Source organism: Methylobacterium sp. A54F (genome assembly GCF_053346035.1).
The window spans coordinates 286002-310881 of record NZ_JBKFBF010000002.1; the positions used below are offsets into that span (position 1 = coordinate 286002).

Below are 24880 nucleotides of genomic sequence, written 5' to 3' on the forward strand. Positions count from 1 at the left end.
CTCAGGTCAGCTCCGCCATCGCGGTCTCGGGGGCGAGCCAGCGCCAGTCCGGGCCCGCCTGGTGGCGGAACCAGGTGAACTGGCGCTTGGCGTAGCGGCGGGTGTCGCCCTGCCCGCGCTCGATCGCGGCCTCCAGGCCGAGCCGGCCGTCGAGATGCGCGATCAGCCCCGGGACACCGTGGGCGCGCATGATCGGCAGGAGCGGATCGAGGCGACGCTCGCGCAGGGCGGCGACCTCGTCGAGCGCCCCGGCGGCGATCATCTCCCGGAAGCGGGCGTCGATCCGGGCGCGCAGGGCGTCGCGGTCGGGGGACAGGAAGTACCGGTGCAAGCGCCAGCCCGCGAGCGGCCCCGGCACGCGGCTGCCGTGGAACGCCGCAATGGGCCGCCCGGTCGCGGCGTGGACCTCCAGGGCCCGCATCACCCGCGCGCGGTCGCTCGGCCGCAGGGTCGCTGCACCGGCGGGATCGCGCTGGGCGAGTTCGGCGTGGAGCGCCTCCGTCGGGCACCCTTCGGCCTGCGCGCGGATCCGGGTGCGGATCTCGTCCGGCACCGGCGGCAGCTCGGACAAGCCCTCCTCCAGCGCCCGGAAGTACAGGCCGGTGCCGCCGACGAAGACCGGCATCCGTCCGGCGAGCCCCGGCAGAAGCCTCGCGACGTCCCGGGCGAAGTGTCCGGCGGAGTAGTTCACGGCGCCGTCCACGTGCCCGTAGAGCCGGTGCGGCGCCGCGGCCTCCTCCGCGGGCGACGGGCGGGCCGAGAGGCGGCGGAGGTCCGCGTAGACCTGCATCGAATCGGTGTTCACGACGACGCCGCCGTAACGGAGCGCGAGCGCCGTCGCGAGCGCCGACTTGCCCGACGCGGTGGGCCCTGCGATGAGGATCGCGGCCGGCCGTTCCTGCGGCGGCTCCTGGTTCTGCGGCGGACGGCTCAACGGCGATGACCCTGGTCGCGATCCTGATTGCAAACGAGGCCCGGCCCGCCATCACCGACGCGGTGCTGGCCGAGGCGCGGTCCCTGACGCGCACCGAGCATCAGCCGCGCATCCTCCACGGGGAGGTCGCGGCCGAGCTGCTAGTGCCCGCCGCCCCGGCCTCGGCGGACGCCCTCCGCGAGCGGTTGCGCGGGGCGTTCCGCGACGAGCCGATCGACATCGCGGTCCTGCCCGCGGACGCGCACCGGCGCAAGCGCCTGTTCCTCGCGGACATGGATTCCACCATGATCGAGCAGGAGTGCATCGACGAGCTGGCGGACGTGGTAGGCCTCAAGGCTCACGTCGCCGCCATCACCGAGCGCGCCATGCGGGGCGAGATCGCCTTCGAGCCCGCCTTGCGCGAGCGCGTCGGCCTCCTCAAGGACCTGTCCGTCGACGTCGTCGACGAGTTGATCCGGGACCGGCTGACCCTGACGCCCGGTGGACGGACGCTGGTGCGCACCATGGCCGCGCACGGCGCCCGCACCTGCCTCGTCTCGGGCGGGTTCACGCTGTTCACCGGCCCGATCGCGCAGAAGATCGGATTCGACGAGCACCGGGCGAACCGCCTGTCAGTAGCAGGGGGCCAGCTGACCGGCGCGGTCGAGGAGCCGATCGTCGGTAAGGCCGAGAAGCGGGCGGCGCTGATCGAGCTGCGCGACGGCCTCGGGCTCGATCCGGCCGAGACCCTGGCGGTGGGCGACGGCGCCAACGACCTCGACATGCTGGGCGAGGCGGGCCTCGGCGTCGCGTTCCGGGCGAAGCCCGCGGTTGCCGCCGCGGCTGGGGTTCGGATCGACCACGGCGACCTCACGGCGCTGCTGTACCTGCAGGGCTACGCGGCCGCCGAGTTCGTCAACTGATCGTCGCCGCCGGGCCGCCCGCTAGTCGAGCCCGACCGCGACGAAGCGCACGTCGCCGCTCGCGGCCGCCACCAGCAGCAGCACGGACTTGCGGCCGTCCTTCTTGAGGGCGTCGACCCGCTTCGTCACGTCGGCCGGGGTGCTCACCGCCTCCTGGCCGACCTCGACGATGACCTCGCCCGGCTGGATGCGCTTGTCGGCCGCCGTCGAGTTCGGGTCGACGCGGGTGACCACGACGCCCTTGACGGTGTCCTTGATGCTGTAGCGCTTGCGCAGCTCGTCCGTGATGCCGGACAGGTTCAGACCGAGCGCCTGACGGACGGCGTTCTCGGGCTCGGGCTGACGGGCATTGGCGAGCTGCGGCCGCTCGTTGTCCTCCAGGCGTCCGAGGGTGACGGACTTCGTCGACTCCTCGCCCTTGCGCACGACCACCACGTCGACCTTCTGGCCGACCGGGGTCGAGGCCACGATGCGCGGCAGGTCGCTCGAGGCCTTCACGGTGCTGCCGTTGAACTTGGTGATGACGTCACCGACCTCGAGACCGGCGGTCTTGGCCGGGCCCTTCTCGTCGACGCCGGCGACCAGCGCGCCCTTGGCACCGCCCTTCAGGCCGAGGGCCTCGGCGGTGGCGTCGTCCACGTTCTGGATGCGCACGCCGAGCCAGCCGCGGCGCACCTCGCCGTACTCGCGCAGCTGGTCGATCACGGGCTTGGCCGTGCCCGAGGGCACCGCGAAGCCGATGCCGACCGACCCACCCGTCGGCGACAGGATGGCGGTGTTGATGCCGATCACCTCGCCGTCCATGTTGAACAGGGGGCCGCCCGAGTTGCCCTTGTTGATGGCCGCGTCGGTCTGGATGTAGTTGTCGTAGGGACCGGACTCGATGTTGCGGCCCCGCGCCGAGACGATGCCGGCCGAGACCGAACCACCGAGGCCGAACGGGTTGCCGATGGCGATCACCCAGTCGCCCGGGCGCATCTTGTCGGAATCACCGAAGGGCACGGCCCTGAGCGGACGCTCGGCGGTGGGCTTCACGCGCAGCACCGCGAGGTCGATCTTCGAATCCTTGCCGATGATCTCCGCCTTGAGCTTCGTGCCGTCGTGCAGGATCACCTGGATGTCGTTGGCGTCGCCGATGACGTGGTTGTTCGTCACCACGATGCCGGACGCGTCGATGATGAAGCCCGAGCCCAGGGAGTTCGACTTGCGCTGCTGGCGGGGCGACTCGTTCTCGCCCCGCTGCTCGTTGCGCTGCTCGCCGCGGTTGCCGCGCCGGTTGAAGAACTCCTCGAACAGATCCTCGAACGGCGTGCCGGGGGGCAGCTGCGGCATGGCCCGCCCGCCGGGGCGGGACTCGACGGTGGTCGAGGCCGAGATGTTGACGACCGCGTCCGTCACCTTGTCGGCGAGGTCCGCGAGCGACTCGGGACCCTTGGCGTAGGCCGGTATCGGGAGCGCGGCCGTGCCGACCACCGTGGAGCCGACCATGAGGGCGGCGAGGGCGGCGCAGGCATGGCGCCGGAGCGCGGGGAGCCGTCGCGCCGCGTCGGCGCGCCTTGCGGGCTGCATGATCGACCTCTTCAAGACGGCGTTTCCTGTTAATGGGGCCGGTCGGCCCACGGGTCGGCCGACAGGTCGGCTCCTGGGGCGCGAGCGTCGCCCATAGATCGGCCCGGCGTCGCGCCGTTCAAGGGCGACGCCGGCCGGATGGCGGCAGAGCGCGGCATCGCCGCACCCCGCGGGGCGCTCAGCGCGCCGCGCCCGCCGTCGAGCCCGTCGTGGCTCCGGGGTCCGAGGCACCCCGGTTTCCATTGGCGGGCGCGCGGCCGGCCGGATCGTTGAAGTAGCGGAAGAAGTCCGTGTTCGGGCTGATCACCAAGCGGGTGTCGGGTCCCTTCAGGCCGGTCTCGTAGGCCTGCATCGAGCGATAGAAGGCGAAGAAGTCGGGATCGCGCCCGAACGCCTCGGCGAGGATGCGATTGCGCTCGGCATCGCCCTGGCCGCGCAACTCCTCCGACTTCTGGTTGGCTTCCGCGAGGATGACCGTCACGTCGCGGTCGGCCTTCGCCCGGATGGTGGCGGCGATCTGGTCGCCGTTCGCCCGGACGTCGGCCGCCTCGCGCTTGCGCTCGGTCTTCATGCGCTCATAGACGGCCGAGGAGTTCTGCGCCGGCAGGTCGACGCGCGTCATGCGCAGATCGACGATCTCGACGCCGAGGGCCTTGGCCTGCCGGTTCACGTCTTCCTGGATCTCGTTCATCAGCCGCGTGCGGTCTGTTTTGACGATCGCGTCGCGCGTCGAGCGGGCGAGCACGTTGCGGAGCGACGAGTTCGTGAAGCTCGCCAGGCGCTGGTTGGCCAGACCGATGTTGTTCACCGACTGGTAGAAGCGCAGCGGGTCCGTGATGCGATAGCGCGCGAAGGCGTCGACTTCGAGGTTCTGGCGATCGGCGGTGAGCAGGGTCTGCACCGGCAGGTCGAGGTCGAGGACGCGCTTGTCGAAGACGATGACGTTCTCGATGAAGGGCCACTTGAAGTAGAGGCCCGGCCGGTCCTCGCCGGTCTGGTTCAGCACGGCTCGGACGCGTCCGAACTGGAGCACGAGGGCCTGCTGCATCTGACCGACGGTGAACACCGACGCGTAGAACGAGACGGCGATGGCGGCCGCGATGACGACGACCGCGGTGCGGAGAGCCTGAGCGTTCATCGGGCGGCTCCCGTGGTCTGGCCGCCGCGGGCGCCCGGCTCGGTGAGCGGCAGCACGGGCAGCACGCCCGCGGCCGCGCCGCCGGCAACGCCCGAACCGCTCTGGTCGATGATGACCTTGTGCACGGAGCCCAGGACCTTCTCCATCGTCTCGAGGAAGATGCGCTCGCGGCTCACCGCCGGCGCGTTCTTGTAGGATTGGTAGACCTGCTCGAAGCGGGCCGCCTGGCCGGTGGCGTCGGCGGTGGCCTGCGTCTTGTAGGCCTCGGCAGCCTGCACGACCTGGGACGCCTTACCGCGGGCCTGCGGGACCTCGCGGCTCGCGTAGGTCTTCGCCTCGTTCTGGACGCGCTCGGCATCCTGCTGCGCGGCGTTCACGTCGATGAAGGCCGGCCGCACCTCGGGGGGCGGGTTGACGGCGACGAGCTGGACCACCTCGATCCGCACGCCCGCGCCGTACTCGTCGAGCGCCGCCTGGGTGATCTCCTTGACCTCCTGCGCGACGCTCGACTGCTCGTTCGTGAGGATCGCCTGGATGTTGCGCCGGCCCACCACCTCGCGCATCGCGCTCTCGGCGATGGCCTTGATGGTGCCCTCCGGGTTCTGGAGGTTGAAGACGTAGTCGGAGGCCTTCAGCGGGTTGACGCGCCACTGCACCTCGAAGTCGAGGTCGACGATGTTCTCGTCGCCGGTGAGCATCAGGCTCTCCTCGGGCACGTCGCGCAGGCGCGACTGCGTGCCGACGCCGGAGCGGAAGCCGATCTGGATGGAGTTCACCTGGCCGACGTTCGGCTTGACGACGCCGCCGACCGGATAGGGGAAGTTGTAGCGCAGGCCCTCACCTTTGGCGCCGACGTAGCGGCCGAAGATCGTCTCGATGCCGACCTGGTTCGGCGCCACCGTGTAGAAGCCGGTGAGCAGCCAGACGCCGACCGCGAGGGCCGCCACGACGAGGAAGCTCTTGCCGCCCCCGAAGGAGCCGCCCGGGATCACGCCGCGCAGCCGGTCCTGACCGCGCCGGAGCAGATCCTCCAGATCTGGCGGGGTCTTGCCACCGCCGCCGCCTCCACCCCAGGGACCACCCCCATTGCCGCTGCCGCGACCCCAGGGTCCTCCCCCGCCGCCACCGCCGCCGCTCTGATTGCTCCAAGGCATCCTTGAGGTGATCTCCTGCTCGACCGGGCCGCAGCGCCTTGCCTGAAGGCGCCCTGAGCGGTGCCTGCACCTGATTGGCCGCGCCCCGTCCTGTCAAGGCTCGCCCTGAGGGCGCAGGTGGGCACTCCCCCGGCCGATGACAACCGCGACGCGACGCCCCTGGCGCGGGCAGGGATTAAGTCTGCGCAGGGGGTTAACGGATGCGATCGAGGTCGATGAAGGTGAACGCGTGCTCGTCCTGCTCTCCTGCCGGGTGCGGCTCACGGAGCGTCTCGCGGAAGGCGGCGCGCTCGAAGGCGGGAAACAGGGTGTCGCCGGCTGGGTCGTCGGCGACCTCGGTGAGGTGGATGCGGTCGGCGTGCGGCAGCGCCAGGGCGTAGATCTCGGCCCCCCCGACGACCATCAGCTCGGGCGCGTCGGCCGCGGCCACCGCCTCGTCCCAGCCGTGGACGACGCTCGTTCCGGGCGCCGCGAAGCTCGGGTCCCGGGTGAGCACGAGGGTTCGCCGCCCGGGCAGCGGCCGGCCGATCGACGCGAAGGTCTTGCGGCCCATCAGGATCGGCTTGCCCATGGTGAGGGCCTTGAAGCGGCGAAGGTCGCTGCGCAGGTGCCAGGCGAGGCCGTTGTCGCGGCCGATGACGCCGTTGCGGGCCACGGCGACGACGAGGGTGATGAGGGGCATGGCGGCTCGCTGGGGGTGTGAGGCTCAGACCGCCACCGGCGCCCGGATGGCCGGGTGCGGCGCGTAGCCGTCGATGGCGATGTCCGCGAAGCGGAAGTCCTCCAGCCGGCGCACCTCCGGGTTCAGGCGCAGCTGCGGCAGCGGGCGGGGCTCGCGGGTGAGCTGAAGCCGGGCCTGGTCGAGGTGGTTTGCGTAGAGATGCGCGTCGCCGAAGCTGTGGACGAAATCGCCGGGGGCGAGGCCCGTCACCTGCGCGACCATGGCGGTGAGGAGCGCGTAGCTCGCGATGTTGAAGGGCACGCCCAGGAAGGCGTCGGCCGAGCGCTGGTAGAGCTGGCAGGAGAGCCGGCCCTCCGCGACGTAGAACTGGAACAGGCAGTGGCAGGGCGCGAGCGCCATCCGGTCGAGGTCGGCCGGGTTCCAAGCGCTGACGATCAGGCGCCGGGAATCCGGGTTGCGGCGGATCTCGTCCACCACCCAGGCGATCTGGTCGACGGTGCCGCCGTCCGGCTTGGCCCAGGAGCGCCACTGCTTGCCGTAGACCGGCCCGAGGTCGCCCTGCTCGTCGGCCCATTCGTCCCAGATCGTCACCCCCTCGGCCTGGAGGGCGCGCACGTTGGTGTCGCCGGCGAGGAACCACAGCAGCTCGTGGATAATGGAGCGCAGGTGCAGCTGCTTCGTGGTGACGAGGGGGAAGCCCTCGCGCAGGTCGAAGCGCATCTGGTGGCCGAACACCGAGAGCGTGCCGGTGCCGGTCCGGTCCTCCTTGCGCACGCCCTCGTCGAGGATGCGCCGGAGAAGCTGATGGTAGGCGTGCATCGCCCGTGATCCTCTGGCCCAGCTAGTCCGGGGCGGGGGCGGCATTCTCCCCGCATCGGGTTACCAGATTGCCGCGCCGGACCTAAGACCTACGCCGGCTCGGGCCATAGCACATAGGCGATGAGGGCGAGGTTGCTCCAGCCGTGAAGCGCGATGCAGGGCCAGAGGCGGCCGGTGCGCCAGCGGAGCCAGCCGAGCATCAGCGCGAGGGGCAGGAGGGAGACCGGGCGCGCGAGGCCCCAGGCGGAGAGGTGGGCCGCGGCGAACAAGAGCGCGGTCGCGAGGATGGCCCCGGCCGGCGGCAGGAAGCGCGCCGCCTGCGCGTAGGCCTCGCCGCGCATCAGTAGCTCCTCGGCGGCTGGCGCGAGGACCACCGCGTAGGCGAGCCAGGCCGCGACGGCCCAGGCGCTCATGGCGGGCGACAGTCGCACGCCCTGTCCGAAGGTCGCCCCGAAGGCCTCCGCCGTCCCGCTCACCCAGGCGATGTGCAGGATGGGCCAGAGCAGGAGGATCAGGAGGAGGTTGCGCGCCCGCATGCCGTTCGGCCGCTCGCGGTCGAGGGCGAGGCGCCGCCGCCAGGCCCCGCGGTCGCGGATCACCACCGTCGCGAGGACGAGCGCCGCGAGGATCAGCTGCCGTGCGACGTCGACCGCGAGCTCGCGGTGGGCGAGCTTCTTCATCCCGAGGGGCGGCCGCAGGGCCTGCGGGGTCAGCGGGTCGATGCCGTCGAGGAGGTCCGCGCCGACCCGCACGACGAGGATCGCGAGGAGGCTCGCGGCGCCGAGATAGAGGAGCACGGCGACGAGCAGCCCGGCGAGGCGCAGGACCGCGAGACCCGCGGCGCGAAGGCCACCGGCGCGGAAAGCCGCAACATCGGGCGCATCGGCTCCACGATCGGGCTTCAAAACCGGGGCGATCCCCTCTATATTCCCCTTGCCGGTCGCAAGGCCGGCTATGGCGATAAACGTTCTTCGCAATAAACCTATCGGACCCGGGGGCGGTACCCGGCGCCTCCACCCGAGCCCAGGGCCATTGGACGCACGCGCGGCGTTGGGCTTCGGCGGGGGCGAAATAGGATCGACGAGGGCGTAAAGGGTGAGCTTTCGCTCGGCATGGTTCCGCCGTTATCGGGCCTTTGCAATAGTTGCCAACGACAACTTTGCTCCGGTGGCGGTGGCTGCGTAAGCAGTTCCCAAAACCGACCTGAAGTCCTAGCGGGTAGCACCGCATAGGCGGGGTTCGGAGGCACCTGGCAACAGAAGCCTCCACTCATTTTTCCATCCGGTGCGCCCGACCCTCGGCATAGCCGGCCGGCAGCCCGGGTAAAGCGACCGCAGATGGCAGACGATCTGATCCGCTACGATCTCCTGGTGCAGGACGCCCTGCGCGGCGTCGTCCGCAAGGTCCTGACAGACGCGGCCCGGGACGGGCTCTCCGGCGAGCATCACTTCTACGTCTCGTTCCGCACCGAGGCGCCGGGCGTGCGCATGTCGCAGCGCCTTAGGGAGAAGTACCCGCAGGACATGACCATCGTCCTCCAGCACCAGTTCTGGGACCTTGGCGTCAACGAGCACAACTTCGAGGTCGGCCTGTCCTTCTCGGGCGTGCCGGAGCGGCTCTTGGTGCCCTTCGACGCGCTGACGGGCTTCTTCGACCCCTCGGTGCAGTTCGGCCTCAAGTTCGATCTCAGCGATGGGAGCGAGGTGCCGGAACCCGCCGAGCTTCAGGGCGTCCCGCGCAACGGACCCCGCGGCGCGGCCTCGGAGCCGAGCGAGATGAAGCCGGGCAATGTCGGCCTGCCGGCCCTCGGCGGCGGCCCGAAGGTGGTGCCCGCACTTCCGCCGGCCGCCGCGAAGGCGGACGAGGCGAAGCCCGCCCCGAAGAAGGATGCCGAGGCGGCCGAGGGCAGCGCCGAGGTCGTCAGCCTGGACGCCTTCCGCAAGAAGAGCTGAGAGCGGCTCGGCAGCGGTGCGGCTCGCCCTAAGCCCGCCGCGCCAAGCGCATCCGCAACCCGTGCTCAGGCCGCAGCGTGACCCGATGCAGCGGCGTCACCGGCGGGTGCCCGGCCGGCAGGTCGAACCGGACAGCGCGGACGATGTGCGCGAGCAGGATCACCGCCTCCTGCACGGAGAAGCTCTGGCCGATGCACACCCGCGGCCCCGCCCCGAACGGAAGGTAGGCGAAGCGGGGAATCGCCTCGCGCGCGGGTGCGAGGAAGCGCTCCGGCACGAAGGCCGCCGGGTCGTCCCAGAGGGTGCGATGCCGGTGCAGCACCCACGGCGCCACCATCACGAGCGAGCCGCGCGGGATCTTGATGCGGCCGATCCGGTCGTCCGCCAGCGCCTGCCGACTGAGGAACGGCACCGGCGGGAACAGCCGCAGGGTCTCCTCGATCACCGCCTTGGCGAACGGCAGGTCCTCGACCGAGAGGTCGCCGGTGCCGGCGGCGTCGACCTCCCGCTCCAGGCGCGCGCGGGCCTCAGCGTCCTGCGACAGGCAGTAGAGCGCCCAGGTGAGCGCGTTCGCGGTGGTCTCGTGGCCGGCCGCGATGAAGGTGACGATGTTCGCCTTCACCTCCAGCTCGGTCAGCCCCTTCCCGGTCTCGGGATCCTCGGCTGCGAGGAGGAGCGTAAGAAGGTCCTGCGGCGCCTCGCTGGCCCGCATCAGCGCGCGGCGCCGCGCGATCAGTTCGTCCACGACCTCTGCGAAGAAGCGGAGCGCGGGCCGAGCCCGCAGCCGGCCGATGCGCGGCACGAAGGCCGGCACACCGAACACGTCGAGCGGGTCGATCGGCCCCACCGCCTCCAGGAAGCGGGTGATGGCCCGCCCCAGGGCGTCCGGGTCGCTCGGCAGCCCGTGCGTGAAGATCGTCCGTTCCAGCACGTCGAGGGTGACGCGCGTCATCTCCAGGGCGACGTCCACCGACGCGCCGTCCCGCCGGGCGAGGCGGCGACCAAGGCGCGCGCCGGCGGCGTTCATGGGCTCCGTGAAGCTCCGCACCGTGCGGGCCGAGAAGACCGGCGCGAGCGTGCGCCGCTGCAGGCGCCACTCGTCGCCCTCGGCGGTGAGGAGCCCGTTGCCGAGGCCCGGGGCGAGTACGCGGCGCTGCAGGTCGTCCTTGCGGTAGTTGCCCGCATTGTCCACGAGCAGGTGGCGGATCAGCGCCGGGTCGCTCACCACGGTGATGCGCCCCATGGCGCCCTCCCCCGCCACGACCGGCGCGGTGAAGTGGTCCTCCATCCACGTGGTGATGGGGTTGGCGCGGGCGGCCCTCAGGAAGGCGAAGAGCCCCATCGGCTCGCGCCGGGGCGGCGGCACCGCGGGCCGGAAGCGGGCGCGGATCGTGTCGTCGCGGGCGATGTCCATCGGCTCCCATCGGGCGGAACAGGCCGCCGCTTTTGTCAGGACCGCCGAAAAGCGGCATCGCACTTGCGGGTCCCCTGCCGTAAGTAGGGGCCGCCCTGACCCAGACGTAGAGGCCATGATGTCGCCGCACGCCCCCGAGACCGCCACCCGCACGGAATCCGACACCTTCGGCCCGATCGAGGTCCCGGCGCACCGGTACTGGGGCGCGCAGACGCAGCGCTCGATCCAGAACTTCCGGATCGGCACCGAGCACATGCCGGCGCCGCTGGTGCATGCCCTCGGCCTCGTGAAGCAGGCGGCCGCGCTCGTGAACGAGGATCTCGGGGCGCTGGAGCCGCGCCTCGCGCAGGCCATCGCGGATTCGGCCGCCGAGGTGGTGGAGGGGCGCCACGACGGGGAGTTCCCCCTCGTGGTCTGGCAGACCGGCTCGGGCACCCAGTCGAACATGAACGCCAACGAGGTGATCGCGAGCCTCGCCAACGAGCGGCTGGGCGGCCAGCGGGGCGGCAAGAGCCCGGTTCATCCGAACGACCATTGCAACCGCGGCCAGTCCTCGAACGACACCTTCCCGACCGCCATGCACATCGCGGTCGCGCGCGAGATCCAGGGCCGCCTGATGCCGGCCCTGAGCCACCTGCACGGGGCCCTCGACGCCAAGGCTCGGGCCTTCGAGAGCATCGTCAAGATCGGCCGGACACACCTGCAGGACGCGACGCCGGTCACCCTCGGACAGGAATTCTCCGGCTACGCCCAGCAGGTGGCGCTCGGCGGCGCCCGCATCGCCGCGACGCTCCCCGGCGTGCTGGCACTCGCGCAGGGCGGCACGGCGGTCGGCACCGGCCTCAACGCCCACCCGAAGTTCGCCGAGGCCTTCGCGGCCAAGGTCGCCGAGCTGACCGGTCTGCCCTTCACCTCCGCGGAGAACAAGTTCGAGGCGCTCGCGACGCATGACGCCCTCGTGTTCACGCAGGGTGCGCTGACCGCGCTGGCCTCGGGCCTGTTCAAGGTCGCGCAGGACATCCGCTTCCTCGCCTCCGGACCCCGCTCCGGCCTCGGCGAGCTGTCGCTGCCAGAGAACGAGCCCGGCTCGTCGATCATGCCCGGAAAGGTCAACCCGACCCAGTGCGAGGCGCTCACGATGGTCTGCGCGCAGGTGATCGGCAACGGCACCACCGTGTCGTTCGCGGGCAGCCAGGGCAACTTCGAGCTGAACGTGTTCAAGCCCGTCATCGCCAACGCGGTCCTGCAGTCGGTGCGGCTCCTGGCCGACGCCGCCGTGAGCTTCGCGGACAATTGCGTCGTCGGCATCAAGGCCAACGAGGACAAGATCGCCGACCTGATGAGCCGGTCGCTGATGCTGGTGACGGCGCTCGCCCCCACCATCGGCTACGACAAGGCGGCCGAGATCGCCAAGACCGCGCACAAGAACGGCACCACCCTGAAGGAGGAGGCCCTGCGCCTCGGCTACGTGACGGACGCCGAGTTCGACCGGGTGGTCCGCCCCGAGGACATGCTGGCGCCGAGCGCCGACTAAGTTCTACGACCTCGACGGTCCCGACGGAGGACCGGAAACCGCTTCTCCTCGACCGCACGAAGGCCCTAACATCGGGTCGGGCGCCGACGGCGCCCGCTCACCCCGCGCAAGGATCCGGGCCATGGCCGAGATCATCAACCTGCGACAGTTCCGCAAGGCGCGGGAGCGCGCCGAGAAGGAGGCCCGGGCGGGCGAGAACCGGGTGGTGTTCGGGCGCCCGAAGCGCGCGAAGACGCTTGCCGAGACCCGCAAGGCCCTCGAGCGGGATCGACACGAGGGCCACCGCCTGACGCCCGACGCCTCCACCTCGGGCGACGACCGGGAGGCGTGAGCCGGGGCATCGTCAAGCGATCGGTGATGATCGCCGGGCACCGTACCAGCGTCTCCCTGGAGGAGCCGTTCTGGACGGCGCTGCGCGCGATCGCCGACGCGCGCGGCGCATCCGTTCAGGCCCTGATCGGCACGATCGACGCCGGCCGCGACGGCCAGAACCTGTCGTCGGCGATCCGGGTGTTCGTACTCGCCGAGCGCTCCCGACCCATCTGACCGGGCTCAGCGGCGCACGCCGGTGAGGCTCCAGGATGCGGGAGCGCCGAAGGTGCGGCGGAAGTCGTGGGCGAAATGCGCCTGATCCGCGAAGCCCGCCGCGTGCGCGGCCTGCGTGAAGTTCGCGCCACCCACGATCTCTCCGATCGCGGCTCGCATCCGCAGCCACGCCCTGTAGCGCCGGAACGGCACGCCGACCTCCGCCGTGAAGAGGTGCTGAAAGCGCGAGGCCGAGAGACCGGCGCGCGCGGCGAGCGACGAGACCGGCACCTTTGCGCCGGCCCGCGCGCGCAGCGCCTCGACCGCGCACCGGATGCGCGCGTCCCCGGTGCGCCTCGCCCGCGGCACGGCGAAGCGCAGAAGGTCCCCGAGCACCGGGCCCGCCGCCTCGACGGCGGACCGATCCTCGAAGAGCGCGCGGAGAGGCCCGACTTCGCCCCCCTCGCCGACGACGATCCCGTCCGTTTCCCGCGCGCCGGACACCAGCGGAATGAGCCCGTGCGGGCCCGCACCGTCCGGCTCGAGGTAGAGCACCGCGACCGGATCGCCGCGCAATTCGAGCTCGTGCATCGTCCCAGCCGGCACCACCGCCGTGCGGCACCACAGCCAGGCGCCGCCCTGCGCGCGCAGGCGAAAGCGTCCGTGCAGGCCCGCGAGGAAGACCGGCGCGCCGTGCTGGTGGGCCGCGTTGTAGGTGAGCGGGCCCGCGAAGAAGGTCCGATCGCCGGCGACGTGCCAGAGGGGGCCCTGCCCGGTGCAGGTTGCAGCACGTTCGTACAAGTGCATCTCCGGCCACGCTGCTACGCCGTCTCCAGTCCGGCGCAGCTGCGCCGAGCGGGAGGCCTCGCCCGATGATAGACGCAAACCGCCGCCGCTTCGCCCTCGCGGGCCTGGCACTGCCCGTGATGCTCCGCGGCGCTCCGGCTCGGGCCACCTCGGCGCCGCTTCCCGTGAGCGAGCCGTCCCACCATCGCTTCGCGCTCGGTCACTTCACGGTGACGATGCTCCTCGACGCGGCGGCGATGATCGACGGGCCGTGGCCGATCGTGGGCGAGGATCGGACGCCGGCCGAGATCGCGGCGCTGATGCGGGAGAACCGGCTTCCGCCGACGCGCTTCCGCCCGGGCTTCACGCCGGTCCTCGTCGACACGGGGCGGGCGCGCGTCCTGTTCGATACCGGCAACGGCGCGGTCGGCTTCGTGCCGCGTCCGGCGGGCGGCCGGCTCGGCGAGCGCCTGAGGCAGGCCGGGATTGACCCCGCCAGCATCGACCTCGTCGTGATCACCCACGCCCACACCGACCACATCGGCGGGTTGATGGAGGACGGCAGACCCGCCTTCGCCCAGGCGGGCGTCGTCATCGCGGGGTCCGAGCACGCCTTCTGGTCGGACGAGAGCCGCCTGGCGGCATCACCCGAGACGAACGAGCATCGATCGGCGCAGGTCTTCCGCAGCCACCTGCTGCCGCTTCGCGATCGAACGCGCCTGATCTCGGACGGTGACGAGATCGTACCCGGCATCCGGGCGCTCGCGGCGCCGGGCCACACGCCCGGGCATACGGCCTTCCACGTCGAGAGCGCGGGGCGGCGCCTGCTGATCTGGGGAGACTGCGCCCACCACGAGGTGGCTTCCCTGGCGCATCCCGAGTGGCACGCGCTGTTCGATATGGACAAGGCGACCGGCGCCGCCACGCGGCGGCGGATCTACGAGTTGGCCGCCACCGAGGATGTGCTCGTCGCGGCCTATCACACGAGCTTCCCGTCGCTCGGCTACGTGGCGCGCCGGGGGACGGGGTACCGCTGGATACCCCTCACCTACCAGCTCGATGCGTGAGCCCCCTACTCCGCGGCCGCGGGCACCCGCACCTCCGGCAGCGCTTCGAGGGCCGCCGGCTTCGGGCCGCCGGTCGCCCAGTCGAGGAGCTCGACCGTGTGGACGATCGGCAGCGGCGTGCCCTTCCCGATCTGGGTGGCGCAGCCGATGTTGCCGGTAGCGATGAGGTCCGGCCGCATCCGCTCGATGTTGGCGACCTTGCGGGCGCGCAGGCGCTCGGCGATCTCGGGCTGCAGGATGTTGTAGGTGCCGGCCGAGCCGCAGCAGATGTGGCCCTCGGGCACGTCCTTCACGGTGAAGCCCGCCCGCTTCAGGAGGTTCTTCGGCTCCGTGCGGATGCCCTGGCCGTGCTGCATCGAGCACGCGGAGTGGTAGGCCACCACGAGGTCAGTCTCCACCACGGGCTGCATCAAGCCGAGGGTCGCGACGTACTCGGTGACGTCCTTCGCGATCGCCGAGACCCGCGCCGCCTTCTCGGCGTAGACGGGGTCGTTGCGGAACATGAAGCCGTAGTCCTTGATAGTCGTGCCGCAGCCCGAGGCCGTCACGATGATGGCGTCGAGGCCCCCGTCCGGCCCGTCCATCTCGGCGATCCAGGCGTCGATCGTGCGCTGCGCCTGCGCATGGGAGGTGTCGGCCTTGCCCATGTGGTGGGTCAGCGCTCCGCAGCAGCCCTCGCCCTTGGCCTGCACCACCTCGACGCCGTGCCGGTTGAGGAGGCGGATCGCGGCCTCGTTGAAGTCCGGTCGCAGTACGCTCTGGGCGCAGCCGCGCAGCAGGGCGACGCGGCCCCGCCGGGCGTTGGTGTTGGCGGGCGGCGGGAAGCGGCCCGGCCGGTCGGTGGGGTTGCGGCCCGGCAGGATCGCGGGCGCGAGGTCGAGCATCGCGGCGAGGCGGTTGCCGACCCGCGGCAGCCGGGCGACCAGTGGGCGGAACGGCTGCCCGAGCTTGGCCGCGAGGAGCGCGAGGCGGAACCGACCCGGGTAGGGCAGCACGATGGCCAGGACGGCGCGCAGCAACCGGTCGTCCACCGGCCGGCGATAGGTCTCCTCGACATGCGCGCGGGCATGGTCGACGAGGTGCATGTAATGCACGCCGGACGGACAGGTGGACATGCAGGACAGGCACGACAGACAGCGGTCAACGTGCTTGACCACCTCGGCGCTCGCCGCCTTGCCGCCCTCCAGCATGTCCTTGATCAGGTAGATGCGCCCCCGGGGACTGTCGAGCTCGTCACCGAGCAGCAGGTAGGTCGGGCAGGTCGCCGTGCAGAAGCCGCAATGCACGCAGGTGCGCAGGATCTTCTCCGACGCCGCCATCGTGGGGTCGGCGAGTTGCGCGAGGCTGAAATTCGTCTGCACCGGCGTTTCCTCGGGGCGGCCGGTCGCGTGGGGCCGGCCGGACAGGCTGTTCTTTCTTGGAACTCTTATACGCTGGATCCCGCGCAGGAGGAGGCGGGATCGTCGCAGACCGCTACACGCCGGCGTACATCCGACCAGGATTGAACAGTCCACCCGGGTCGTGGGCGGCCTTGATCCCCTGGGTGACGCGCATCAGGGGCTCGGCCAGCGGCTGGAACACCGGCACGGCCGCCCGTACCGCGTCCGGCGCCCGCACCAGCGTGGCGTGGCCGCCCGCTCCGAGGGCCGACCGAATCACACTGGCACCCGCATCCCCGCCCGCATCCGTGGCGAGCCAGATCAGGCCGCCGCCCCAATCGTAGTACCAGCGCGCGGCCAGCGCCCGCCCGATGGCGTGGGTGACCTCGGCACCGCGCGTCGGCGCGGTGGAGATGCGCCAGACCGCCTCGGTGCTCCCCGCGAAGGGGGCGACGTCGCGCACGCCCCGCCAGAGGTCGGCCGAGGCCTCGCCCTCCACGGCCTCCGGCGCGCCGAAGCGCCGGAGCAGCTGCCGCAGCTCCCCGAACCGGTAGGCGACCGAATCGGTGAAGCCCTCGAGCCGCATCAGCGTCCGGGCTTCCGGCGAACCGAGGCCGGCTGGCAGATGGGCGGCGCCGGTGAGCTCGAAGGGCGAGCCGAGGGCGGCGGAGAGGGCCTCGATCGCCCGGGTGTCGTCGAGGTCCCGGAACATCAGTGTGGTGGCGCGTTCCTGGACCGGTAGCACCTTGAAGGTGACCTCGGTCAGGAAGCCCAACGTGCCCCAGGAGCCGGCCATGAGCTTCACGAGGTCGAGGCCGGTCACGTTCTTCATGACGCGGCCGCCCGACTTGATCACCTCGCCGCGCCCGTTGACGAAGCGCACGCCGATCAGGCTGTCGCGCGCAGCACCCATGTTGATCCGGCGCGGCCCGGAATTGTTCGCGGCCGCAACGGCCCCGAAGGTCGGCTCGCCGGTGGTTCCCATCAGGGCCCGGTGGTCCACGGGCTCGAAGGGCAACATCTGGCCGCTGGCGGCGAGCGCCGCCTCGACCTCGAAGAGCGGGGTGCCGGCGCGCGCCGCGATCACCATCTCGGCGGGCTCATAGAGGGTGATGCCCGTCAGGCCTGCAGCCGAGAGGGTCGCCTTGTCCTGGGCCGGCCGCCCGATGCCGGCCTTGGTGTCCGACCCAACGAGGCGCAGCCGCTCGGCGCGGCCCGCGGCGCCGCGCACGATCTCCGCCGCGCCCGCCTCATCCTGCGGCTCGTATGCGCCCATCGTTCCCTGCCCTGCCGGATCATTTTCGGGGATCCTTTAGTCCAGGATGATGGGGGATTGCAGCCGCCTTTCAAAGGGCTTCGCTATTCGGCCGCCGCCGGATGTCTCGCCCTGAGCCGCGCCTCGACCTCCCGGCGCAGGCCGGCGATGTCGAACAGCCAGACGAGCAGACCGTAGAGCGCGGCGCCGAGGGGCACGGCGAGCACGAGGGCCTGCACGGGCGGAAGGTGGCGCAGGGGCAGCAGCGCCAGACCCATCGCGAGGCCGGCGAGGCTCGCCGCGCCGATATCCCGCCAGGGCAGGTGCAGGCGCTCCCGACCCGTGAGGGCCCGCAGCGCGAGCCAGCTGCACCCGGTCGTGAGCCCCAGGCTCTGCGCGACGGCGATGCCCGGCGGCCCGAGGAGCGACGGCAGGGTTAGGAGGCCGAGGCCGTTCACGCCGAGACCGATCGCCGAGGCGGCGATCACCGGCAGCGTCCGGCGCCGGATCTGGAAGACCGGGTTCAGCGCGTAGTACATCAGCGACAACCCGAAGAGACCGGGGATCAGCAGGGTCGCGTACAGCGTGAACGGCCCTCGGAAGGCCTCCGGGACGACGAGCGCCTCCAACGCCGGGAGCACGGCCCAGAACCCGACCGCGCAGGGCAGCAGCAGGGCGTAGACCGTGGCCGCGTTGGCGGCGACCTGCCGCTCGGCCGCGGCGCGACCCTCGTGCTCCTCGGCCCGCACGGCGAGCTGGAACAGCAGGAGGTCGAGGGCCGTCCCGAGGGTGGTGAGGCTGCGCGCGCTGACGTCCGCCGCGAGGGCGAAGTAGCCGGCCTCCGCGAAGCCCGAGTGGGCCGCGAGCGTGGCGCGGTTCAACACCGGCAGGAGCTGGTAGACGGTGTTGGCCAGGATCAGCGGCAGCCCGTAGAGCATGAACAGCCGCAGGGTCTCGCGCAGCCGCACGCGCACGATCGGCACCGCCGGGTCGCGCAGGGGCCCACGGAGGAACAGCACCGCCGCAAGCTGGCTGAGCCCCGCCGCGGCCAGAACCCAGGCCGGTTCGCGCAGGAACCAGGCGGCCGCCGCCATCATCGCGACCGCGAACAGGTTCTTCAGCGCGACGAGCCCGAAGTAGAGGCGCCCCTCAAAGCGCGCCCGCGCCAGCGCGGCTTGGTAGTCGAACACCCCGATGCCGAGTGCCGCAAGCGCGGTGCCGCCCATCATGGCCCCCGCGCCGTCCGCCCCCTCGCCGAGGCCGAGGCCCGCGCACAGAAGGGCCGCCCCGAGGAGGAGCGCGGCCAGGACGGCGTAGGCCCGGTCGAGCCCGTGGCGGATCCAGGGCTCCTCCCCGCGGACACGCGCCGAGTAGAACCGGGTGGCGGACAAGCGCAGCCACTCGAAGACGACCGTGTTGACCACGATGGCGCCGGCGGTTGCCAGGGCGAACCGGCCGAAATCGGCCGGTCCGAGCAGCTTGGCGATGACGAGGCCCAGAAGGAAGTTCAGCCCGGCATTGAGAATGAAGGCGGCGATGACGGCCATGGACGCTCGATGCCTCGCGGGTCACGGGCCGGGATCGGACGGTGAGACTGCGGATCGCCCGGTAAGATTCCCCTAATCTGGCGAGAGTTCGGCCGAAGGCCTTGAGGATGCGCGCGCGCCGCGCGGAACAGTTACGCTCGGCTCACCGTTGCTTGCGGTGTTTTGATCCATGCAACGGAGGGTACTATGGCGACGAAGCTTCTGGTGACCGCGGCGCTGCTCGGGCTCGTCGGCGCCCAGGCTGCGACGGCGGAGACTACGGTGATCCGCCGCGATGCGCCGGACACGGTCGTGATTGATCGTCCCGCGGTGGAGCGCAAGACGGTGGAGACGCGCGAGACCAGCGACGGCTGCGCCTCGAAGACCGTGACGAAGACGGATGAGGACGGCAACCGCAAGACGGTTCACAAGGAGAGCTGCGACTGAGCCGGCGGCTCCCGGCGCGCGAAACCGACGACGCCGCGCCCGGGCTCCGAGGCGCGGTCGTTCACCGCTTAGGTTCGCCGAGGCGCTTCTCGTAGCGCCAGGCCTCCATCCCGTCCTCGTAGTAGTCGGCGACCGTCGCGAAGCGGTCGTAGCCGCGGCGCTCGTAGAGCCGGATGCCGGCCCCGTTGTCGGCGCGCACCTCGAGCCGAAGGCGACGGCGACCATGCGCCCGCGCATCCGCCTCGGCGGCATCGAGGAGGCGTCCGCCGAGGCCGAGGCCGGCCCGTGCCGGTGACACCGCGATGGAGGAGAGGCGGGCGATGTCGGTGTTGCGGCGGCGCTCGAGCGTCGCCGCACCGACGAGGATCGACTCTCCGCTCTCATCCTCGATGGTCGCCACGAGCACGGTCATGCTCGGCACGTCGATGGCGTGGCGTATGGCGCGACGCTCCGCGCGGTCCGACACGAAGGCCGCCTGCTCCAGCGCCATCAGCGCGTCGAGGTCGGCCCGCGTGGCCGCCCGTACCGTCAGGGCAGGGACGATGTCGCCGGCGGGTGCGCTCACGCCGCCGCCCGACCGCTGCGGATGCTGTGGGTCGCGCTCATCAGCCTCACTTCGGATTCCCGTGCCGGCGCGGTCGCAGCCGCTTCGGGTCCGTGAGATGCGCCCTCTCCGGCCTGTTGGAAAGGCCGTCTCAACCCTGCCGACGCTTTTCTGCAACAAGCCCGCGAAAGAACGGGGAAATCCTCCGCAGCGCCCAACGATTTCCCTTGTGGCCGAAGCGCCCGAACCGTATATCGCGCTTGCCCAATTTCGCACGTGCCTGTGGCCGCGTGTCGGTTGGTGGGCATCCGGTCAACTGCCGGACAGCCGCCAGGGGTCTTAAAGGATCGATGGTCGACAGGGTGGATTCCCTCCGGCCGGCATCCAGGTGGCAACACCGGACCCCGACAACAACCGGCAGCCGGAGGCGAAACCGGCGAACCCCGCTCTCCACGGGGGACGCAGCTTAAAGCAACGACGAACGGGCTTTTTTGGTCTCGTCGGCCCTCCAAAGGCCGACACCGAAGAGGCTTGTTTCTCCTTGCCCGGCGTGCGGTTGGGGTTCCCCCTACCAATCCACGGCAGCTTCCGGGTGCTCTGCGCCCGTTCGGACCCGCGCGTCTCCAAAGCGCACGGGCCCGCGCGACGCATCGCCCCCTGACGCCGGCGGTCCCCGCGGACCGTCAGACCTTCGACATCGCGCCCCGCGAAGGGCGCCTGCGAACCTGTGGTGGGGACGTCCATGACCGATCGCATCCGCGATTTCCTGCGCGCACGCCGCGACCTCGGCCGCGACGAGGGCCCCGTGATGGTCCTCGACCTCGAGGTCGTGCGCGAAAACTACACCGCGTTCGCCCGCGCCCTGCCGGACACCCGCGTGTTCTACGCCGTAAAGGCGAACCCGGCCCCCGAGGTGCTGCGCCTGCTCGCCGACATGGGTTCCTGCTTCGACACCGCCTCGGTGGTCGAGATCGAGATGGCGCTCGCCGCCGGCGCCACGGCCGACCGGGTTTCCTTCGGCAACACCATCAAGAAGGAGCGCTGCATCGGGTGCGCCCTCCGGCTCGGCGTGCGGCTGTTCGCGGTCGATTGCGAGGCCGAGGTCGAGAAGATCACGCGCGCCGCGACGGCCGCCGAGATCGACCCGCGCGACGTACAGGTGTTCTGCCGCATCCTCTGCGACGGCGCCGGCGCCGAGTGGCCCCTCTCCCGCAAGTTCGGCTGTGTGCCCGAGATGGCCGTCGGCGTGCTGGAGCACGCCCACCGCGAGGGCCTGACCGCCTACGGCGTCTCCTTCCACGTCGGCTCGCAGCAGGGCAACACCGGCGCCTGGGACGGCGCGCTAGCCTCGGCCTCGGAGATCTTCCGGGAGTGCGCGTTGCGCGGCATCAACCTGTCGATGGTCAACCTCGGCGGCGGCTTTCCGACCAAGTACCTCAAGCAGGTGCCGGGCGTGGAATCCTACGGTGACGCGATCTTCCGGGCCCTCACCAAGCACTTCGGCAACCGGCTGCCGGAGACGATCATCGAGCCGGGCCGCGGCATGGTCGGCAATGCCGGGATCATCGAGGCCGAGGTGGTGCTCGTGTCGAAGAAGTCGGAGGCCGAGGACGAGGTGCGCTGGGTCTACCTCGACATCGGCAAGTTCGGCGGTCTGGCCGAGACCATGGACGAGTCGATTCGCTACGCGATCCGCACCGAGCATGACGAGGATCGGATGAGCCCCTGCGTCCTCGCCGGCCCGACCTGCGACTCGGCCGACGTCCTCTACGAGAAGGTGCCCTACCCGCTGCCGATCTCCCTCTCGATCGGCGACAAGGTGCTGATCGAAGGTGCGGGCGCCTACACGACGACCTATGCCGCGGTGGCCTTCAACGGCTTCCCCCCGCTGCAGCAATACGTGATCTGAGGACTTGGCGCCGGGCGGGAGGACCACCCGGCGCCCCGGTCCGAGGCTTTCCCTACCCCACCGTCCCGGACGGCCGGTGCCCACGCGCCGGTGCGAGGGCTGTCGCTTCTCCCACGATATCCAACCCCGGGAGGGTTACGGCCGTGATCCAGATCCGCGATGAGCATGCCGGCGACGTGCCGGCCCGCGAGCGGCTCCTCGACGCCTGCTTCGGCGCCGCGCGCTTTGCCAAGACCTCCGAGCGCCTGCGCGAGGGCCGCCATCCGGCGCGCGGCCTGTCGCTCACGGCTACCCACCAGGCACGGGTCGTCGGCACCGTGCGGCTGTGGCACGTCGAGGCCGGCCCGGCGCGCCCAGCGCTGCTCCTCGGCCCCCTGGCGGTCGATCCGGGGCTCCACGGGCAGGGCCTCGGCCGCGTCCTGATGCAGGCGGCCCTCGGTCGCGCCGAGGCGCTGGGCCACGGGGCCGTTCTGCTGGTCGGCGACGCGCCCTACTACGCCCGCTTCGGCTTTTCGCAGGCCACGGCGTCCGGCCTCTGGCTGCCCGGCCCGTTCGAGCGCGAGCGCTTCCTCGGCCTGGAATTGCGGAACGGCGCGCTTGCGGGTGCCGAGGGGCTGGTGCGGGCGACCGGCGTGCCCCTGCCCGCCGAGGCGGTGGCAGCCGTTGCGACGGACGCGCGACGACGCGCGGCCTGAAGCGCAGGTCCTGGCGGTTCCTCCGAAAGCCTGAGATCCCTCACCCCGGCTGTCCCACGATAGCGTGGACGGAGCGGGTCGGCCTGCGCAGGCTCAGCGTCCGCCGGTGCCCGGATCGATGGCCGGCAGCTCGTTCGGCGGCAGGCCGGTGCCTGCCTGCGCCTGCGCCTGCGGGCCGGCGCCGCCGCGGGCGCGCAGGGCGAGGGCGACCGTGAGCTTCTCGGCCGTTTCCGGCTGCATGACGGCGAGGACCTCCGCCATCTTGCGCGGGTTCATCGCGAGGACGATCGGCACCAGCACATCGTGGCCGAGGCGATCGAACACGCGCGCGGCGTCCTTCGGCTTCATGCTCTCGTACATCGTGACGATGTTCTTGAGGCCGGCCTTCTCGGCCTCGGCAGCCTTGCGCATGCCCGTCTCGACCTTGTCCTCGGCTTCCTTGAGGTCGCCGAGGTTGCCCTCGATCTTGCGCTCGGCCTCCCCGAGCAGCTTCTCGCGCAGGTCGAGTTCCTCGCCGCGCTGCTTGAGCGCGTCCCGGCGCGCGCCGAGCTTCTCGAGGAGCGCGCGCTCCGTCGGCGAGGTCGCCTGGTCCGGCACGAGCGGCTGGGCACGCGGCGGCGTCTCGGCCTTCCGGGCCTCCTTCTCCGGCTCCTTGGGGCTGACCGAACCGGTGGTTGTCGGGTCCGGCGGCTCGTAGTTGGTGCGCGCGTTGGCGAGCGCCCGGGGAAAGCCGGTCGGCTCGACCTGCAGACCAGGCGCCTCCACGACCATGGCCGACACCTTCAGCACCAAGAGGCCGCCGGCCGCCAGCGTCACGGCGTCGATCAGCCGGAGCCGGAACGGGCGGGGCACGCGCGGGCGCGACCGGCCGAGGGCGGGTGCCGCGGGCTTTGCGAGCGGCGCTGCGGGCTCGCGCTTGGCGGCGGGTCGCTTCACGCGGCGCGGCTCCGGACCCGGCTGAGGGCGCGCTCGGTCATGGCCAGGGCGGCCGCGGCGGCGGCACCGAGACGCTCGTTGTTCGGCCCCTCCGCGACCGGAGTAGCCGGCACGGGCTGTACGGGCGGCGCAGACGGGCGCGGCACCGCCTGCATCTGCATGACGATGGCGCCGATCCGCGAGATCACGCCCTCGCCCGCCTGAACATGACCGGCGATCTCGCCCGCGTAGCGCTCCGCCGTGGCGAGCCGCTCCGCCAGCGTCCGGTCGCATTCGTCGATTGCCGTGCGCAGGCCGAGGATCGCCCGCTCGGCGGTGCCGGTGACCACCATCAGGTCGCCGATGGTCTGCTTGAGGGCGGCCTCGTCACCCTTGAGCAGGGCGATGCGTCGCGACAGCCGCATCGACGACACGATGGTGGCCACGAGCAGGATCGCCACGAGGGCGTCGGCGAGGAGGGTCACGGCGAGGCTCATGGTGTCAGACCCATCTCTAGCCGTCCGTCCGGTTGTTCATCGAGGCCTCGAAGGCCTGGAGCGTCGTGCGCGAGCGGCGCAGGGGCCGCGTCACCTGCACGGCGATGTTGTCGTCGACCCGCCCGATCCGCCCCTGCGTCAGCGCCCAGTCGCCGCAGCGCACGGTGATCAGGTCGGTGGGCTTGGCGTCGAACATCAGCGTATCGCCGATCTTCAGCGACAGGACACGCTTCAACGGCAGCATCATCTCGTGGAGCACCGCCTCCATGGCGACGTCGGCCTGCCAGATCTCGGTGGCGAGGTGGCCCTCCCACACGTGATCGCGACCGAGCTTCTCGCCCATGAAGCTCTGCATGAGCAGTTCACGGATCGGCTCGATCGTGGCGTAGGGAAACAGGATTTGCAGGAGGCCGCCGCGGCCGTCCATGTCGAGGCGCAGGCCGATCAGGATCGCGGCATTGGCCGGCCGCGTGATCGTGGCGAAGCGCGGGTTCGTCTCGATACGGTCGATGCCGAAGCGCACCGGGGAGAGCGGCTGGAACGACAACTCCAGGTCGCCCAGGATGATCTCGACGAGGCGCCGCACGAGCTGCATCTCGATCGTCGTGAACGGGCGGCCGTCGAGGCGGGTGGAGGAGCCGCCCCGCTTGCCCCCGAGGAGCAGGTCGAGCGTCGAGTAGGCGAGATTCGACTCCACCGTGACGAGGCCGGAATTCTCCCAGGCGTCGGCGCGGAAAACCCCCAGCAGGGTTGGGAGCGGGATGGCGTTGAGGTAGTCGCCGAAGCGGACCGAGGTGATGTTGTCGAGGGTGACCTCGACGTTGTCCTGAAAGAAGTTGCGCAGCGAGGTCGACAGCAACCGGATCATCCGGTCGAAGACGATCTCCAGCATCGGCAGGCGTTCGTACTGGACGACGCCGGAATCGACGATGGCGCGCACGCCGCCCGCCCCCGAGGCGGACAGTTCGCGCAGGGAGAAGCCCAGGACGCCGTCGATCTCGTCCTGGTTGAGGATGCGATCGTTGCCGGCGAGCTCGGGGAGGTTGTCGGTTTCCCCGTCCTCGATCATCGTCGCCCATTCGGCGGCGACGTCGCTGGCGTTGCGCGTGGTGCCCTGCTCGGCGAGCGCCGCGCCCCATTCCTCGGCAAGCGACGCGTCCCCGCCCTCGCCGTTCTGCTCGAGCAGCGCAGCGGACCAATCGTCGTCGTCGAGGTTCGGGTCGTCCGGTTCCATTCG

Annotated in this window: 25 protein-coding genes and 1 other RNA gene; 10 read left to right on the plus strand and 16 right to left on the minus strand. The window is 71.3% G+C overall.

The genetic code is table 11. From position 1 onward, the window contains the following. Position 1: 1 nt before the first annotated feature. On the minus strand, positions 2-934 hold the full coding sequence (miaA, locus tag ACLBXP_RS05010) for a tRNA (adenosine(37)-N6)-dimethylallyltransferase MiaA (RefSeq protein WP_447666463.1): 933 nt from the start codon (positions 932-934) through the stop codon (positions 2-4). Positions 935-939: 5 nt separating this feature from the next. Between miaA and serB the strand changes: the two genes are divergently transcribed. Next, positions 940-1836 carry a phosphoserine phosphatase SerB gene (gene serB, locus ACLBXP_RS05015; RefSeq protein ID WP_447666464.1) on the plus strand — a complete coding sequence of 299 codons (897 nt, stop codon included), beginning with the start codon at positions 940-942 and terminating at the stop codon, positions 1834-1836. 21 nt (positions 1837-1857) lie between these two features. Here serB and ACLBXP_RS05020 read toward each other — a convergent pair whose 3' ends face one another. The 6 genes from ACLBXP_RS05020 to ACLBXP_RS05045 all read right to left on the minus strand — a co-directional run bounded on the left by ACLBXP_RS05020 (position 1858) and on the right by ACLBXP_RS05045 (position 8103). Further along, positions 1858-3405, minus strand: coding sequence for a DegQ family serine endoprotease (locus ACLBXP_RS05020; RefSeq protein WP_447666465.1), 1548 nt, complete (start codon positions 3403-3405; stop codon positions 1858-1860). 178 nt (positions 3406-3583) lie between these two features. Then, a complete protein-coding gene (gene hflC / locus ACLBXP_RS05025) occupies positions 3584-4543 on the minus strand; it encodes a protease modulator HflC (protein ID WP_447666466.1) in 960 nt (319 codons plus the stop codon). Then, positions 4540-5697 (minus strand): FtsH protease activity modulator HflK, encoded by a 1158-nt coding sequence (hflK, locus tag ACLBXP_RS05030; RefSeq protein ID WP_447666467.1) that lies wholly within the window; start codon positions 5695-5697, stop codon positions 4540-4542. Before hflK ends, hflC begins: the two co-directional genes overlap by 4 nt. Before the next feature lie 193 nt (positions 5698-5890). Next, positions 5891-6379 carry a dihydrofolate reductase gene (locus tag ACLBXP_RS05035; RefSeq protein WP_447666468.1) on the minus strand — a complete coding sequence of 163 codons (489 nt, stop codon included), beginning with the start codon at positions 6377-6379 and terminating at the stop codon, positions 5891-5893. A gap of 24 nt (positions 6380-6403) precedes the next feature. After that, positions 6404-7198, minus strand: coding sequence for a thymidylate synthase (locus ACLBXP_RS05040; protein ID WP_447666469.1), 795 nt, complete (start codon positions 7196-7198; stop codon positions 6404-6406). A gap of 89 nt (positions 7199-7287) precedes the next feature. Further along, a complete protein-coding gene (locus tag ACLBXP_RS05045) occupies positions 7288-8103 on the minus strand; it encodes a CPBP family intramembrane glutamic endopeptidase (RefSeq protein WP_447666470.1) in 816 nt (271 codons plus the stop codon). Between ACLBXP_RS05045 and ssrA the strand changes: the two genes are divergently transcribed. Together ssrA and ACLBXP_RS05055 are read left to right on the plus strand one after the other, a co-directional pair. Then, positions 8095-8468: a transfer-messenger RNA gene (gene ssrA, locus ACLBXP_RS05050) on the plus strand. The genes ACLBXP_RS05045 and ssrA overlap by 9 nt on opposite strands. Positions 8469-8535: 67 nt before the next feature. Then, positions 8536-9150, plus strand: a complete 615-nt coding sequence (locus tag ACLBXP_RS05055; RefSeq protein WP_447666471.1) for an SspB family protein — start codon at positions 8536-8538, stop codon at positions 9148-9150. Between the two features lie 28 nt (positions 9151-9178). Here ACLBXP_RS05055 and ACLBXP_RS05060 read toward each other — a convergent pair whose 3' ends face one another. Then, positions 9179-10564 carry a cytochrome P450 gene (locus ACLBXP_RS05060; RefSeq protein ID WP_447666472.1) on the minus strand — a complete coding sequence of 462 codons (1386 nt, stop codon included), beginning with the start codon at positions 10562-10564 and terminating at the stop codon, positions 9179-9181. Between the two features lie 118 nt (positions 10565-10682). On the opposite strand from ACLBXP_RS05060, the gene fumC reads away from it, so the two are divergent. From fumC to ACLBXP_RS05075, 3 genes are all read left to right on the plus strand, one after another. After that, positions 10683-12098, plus strand: a complete 1416-nt coding sequence (fumC, locus tag ACLBXP_RS05065) for a class II fumarate hydratase (protein ID WP_447666473.1) — start codon at positions 10683-10685, stop codon at positions 12096-12098. 121 nt (positions 12099-12219) lie between these two features. After that, positions 12220-12429: a DUF4169 family protein gene (locus ACLBXP_RS05070; RefSeq protein WP_447666474.1), complete on the plus strand. Its 210-nt coding sequence runs from the start codon at positions 12220-12222 to the stop codon at positions 12427-12429. Continuing rightward, positions 12426-12644 carry a ribbon-helix-helix domain-containing protein gene (locus ACLBXP_RS05075; protein WP_447666475.1) on the plus strand — a complete coding sequence of 73 codons (219 nt, stop codon included), beginning with the start codon at positions 12426-12428 and terminating at the stop codon, positions 12642-12644. Before ACLBXP_RS05070 ends, ACLBXP_RS05075 begins: the two co-directional genes overlap by 4 nt. 6 nt (positions 12645-12650) lie before the next feature. Here ACLBXP_RS05075 and ACLBXP_RS05080 read toward each other — a convergent pair whose 3' ends face one another. Beyond that, positions 12651-13430 (minus strand): helix-turn-helix transcriptional regulator, encoded by a 780-nt coding sequence (locus tag ACLBXP_RS05080; RefSeq protein WP_447666476.1) that lies wholly within the window; start codon positions 13428-13430, stop codon positions 12651-12653. A 65-nt stretch (positions 13431-13495) separates the two neighbouring features. Here ACLBXP_RS05080 and ACLBXP_RS05085 point away from each other — a divergent pair, with 65 nt between their 5' ends. Beyond that, on the plus strand, positions 13496-14476 hold the full coding sequence (locus tag ACLBXP_RS05085) for an MBL fold metallo-hydrolase (RefSeq protein WP_447666477.1): 981 nt from the start codon (positions 13496-13498) through the stop codon (positions 14474-14476). A 5-nt stretch (positions 14477-14481) separates the two neighbouring features. Here ACLBXP_RS05085 and glcF read toward each other — a convergent pair whose 3' ends face one another. The 3 genes from glcF to ACLBXP_RS05100 all read right to left on the minus strand — a co-directional run bounded on the left by glcF (position 14482) and on the right by ACLBXP_RS05100 (position 18657). After that, positions 14482-15837: a glycolate oxidase subunit GlcF gene (glcF, locus tag ACLBXP_RS05090; protein WP_447666478.1), complete on the minus strand. Its 1356-nt coding sequence runs from the start codon at positions 15835-15837 to the stop codon at positions 14482-14484. Positions 15838-15949: 112 nt separating this feature from the next. Then, complete coding sequence (locus ACLBXP_RS05095; RefSeq protein ID WP_447666479.1) at positions 15950-17131, minus strand: FAD-binding protein; 1182 nt, start codon at positions 17129-17131, stop codon at positions 15950-15952. A gap of 83 nt (positions 17132-17214) precedes the next feature. Next, positions 17215-18657, minus strand: a complete 1443-nt coding sequence (locus tag ACLBXP_RS05100; protein ID WP_447666480.1) for a lipopolysaccharide biosynthesis protein — start codon at positions 18655-18657, stop codon at positions 17215-17217. Positions 18658-18843: 186 nt separating this feature from the next. Between ACLBXP_RS05100 and ACLBXP_RS05105 the strand changes: the two genes are divergently transcribed. Next, positions 18844-19083 (plus strand): hypothetical protein, encoded by a 240-nt coding sequence (locus tag ACLBXP_RS05105; protein WP_447666481.1) that lies wholly within the window; start codon positions 18844-18846, stop codon positions 19081-19083. A 61-nt stretch (positions 19084-19144) separates the two neighbouring features. Here ACLBXP_RS05105 and ACLBXP_RS05110 read toward each other — a convergent pair whose 3' ends face one another. Next, positions 19145-19648 carry a GNAT family N-acetyltransferase gene (locus ACLBXP_RS05110; RefSeq protein WP_447666482.1) on the minus strand — a complete coding sequence of 168 codons (504 nt, stop codon included), beginning with the start codon at positions 19646-19648 and terminating at the stop codon, positions 19145-19147. Between the two features lie 721 nt (positions 19649-20369). Between ACLBXP_RS05110 and ACLBXP_RS05115 the strand changes: the two genes are divergently transcribed. Further along, positions 20370-21536: a type III PLP-dependent enzyme gene (locus ACLBXP_RS05115; RefSeq protein ID WP_447666483.1), complete on the plus strand. Its 1167-nt coding sequence runs from the start codon at positions 20370-20372 to the stop codon at positions 21534-21536. Between the two features lie 143 nt (positions 21537-21679). Beyond that, on the plus strand, positions 21680-22231 hold the full coding sequence (locus tag ACLBXP_RS05120) for a GNAT family N-acetyltransferase (protein ID WP_447666484.1): 552 nt from the start codon (positions 21680-21682) through the stop codon (positions 22229-22231). A 93-nt stretch (positions 22232-22324) separates the two neighbouring features. Here the strand turns inward: ACLBXP_RS05120 and ACLBXP_RS05125 are convergent, their stop codons facing one another. Genes ACLBXP_RS05125 through fliM form a run of 3 tightly spaced genes read right to left on the minus strand, consistent with a single transcriptional unit; the run spans position 22325 to position 24877 of the window. Beyond that, entirely contained in the window at positions 22325-23167 is an 843-nt protein-coding gene (locus tag ACLBXP_RS05125; RefSeq protein ID WP_447666485.1) for a MotE family protein, read from the minus strand. Next, positions 23164-23643 (minus strand): DUF6468 domain-containing protein, encoded by a 480-nt coding sequence (locus tag ACLBXP_RS05130; RefSeq protein WP_447666486.1) that lies wholly within the window; start codon positions 23641-23643, stop codon positions 23164-23166. Before ACLBXP_RS05130 ends, ACLBXP_RS05125 begins: the two co-directional genes overlap by 4 nt. 16 nt (positions 23644-23659) lie before the next feature. Next, on the minus strand, positions 23660-24877 hold the full coding sequence (gene fliM / locus ACLBXP_RS05135; RefSeq protein ID WP_447666487.1) for a flagellar motor switch protein FliM: 1218 nt from the start codon (positions 24875-24877) through the stop codon (positions 23660-23662). Positions 24878-24880 lie beyond the last annotated feature (3 nt).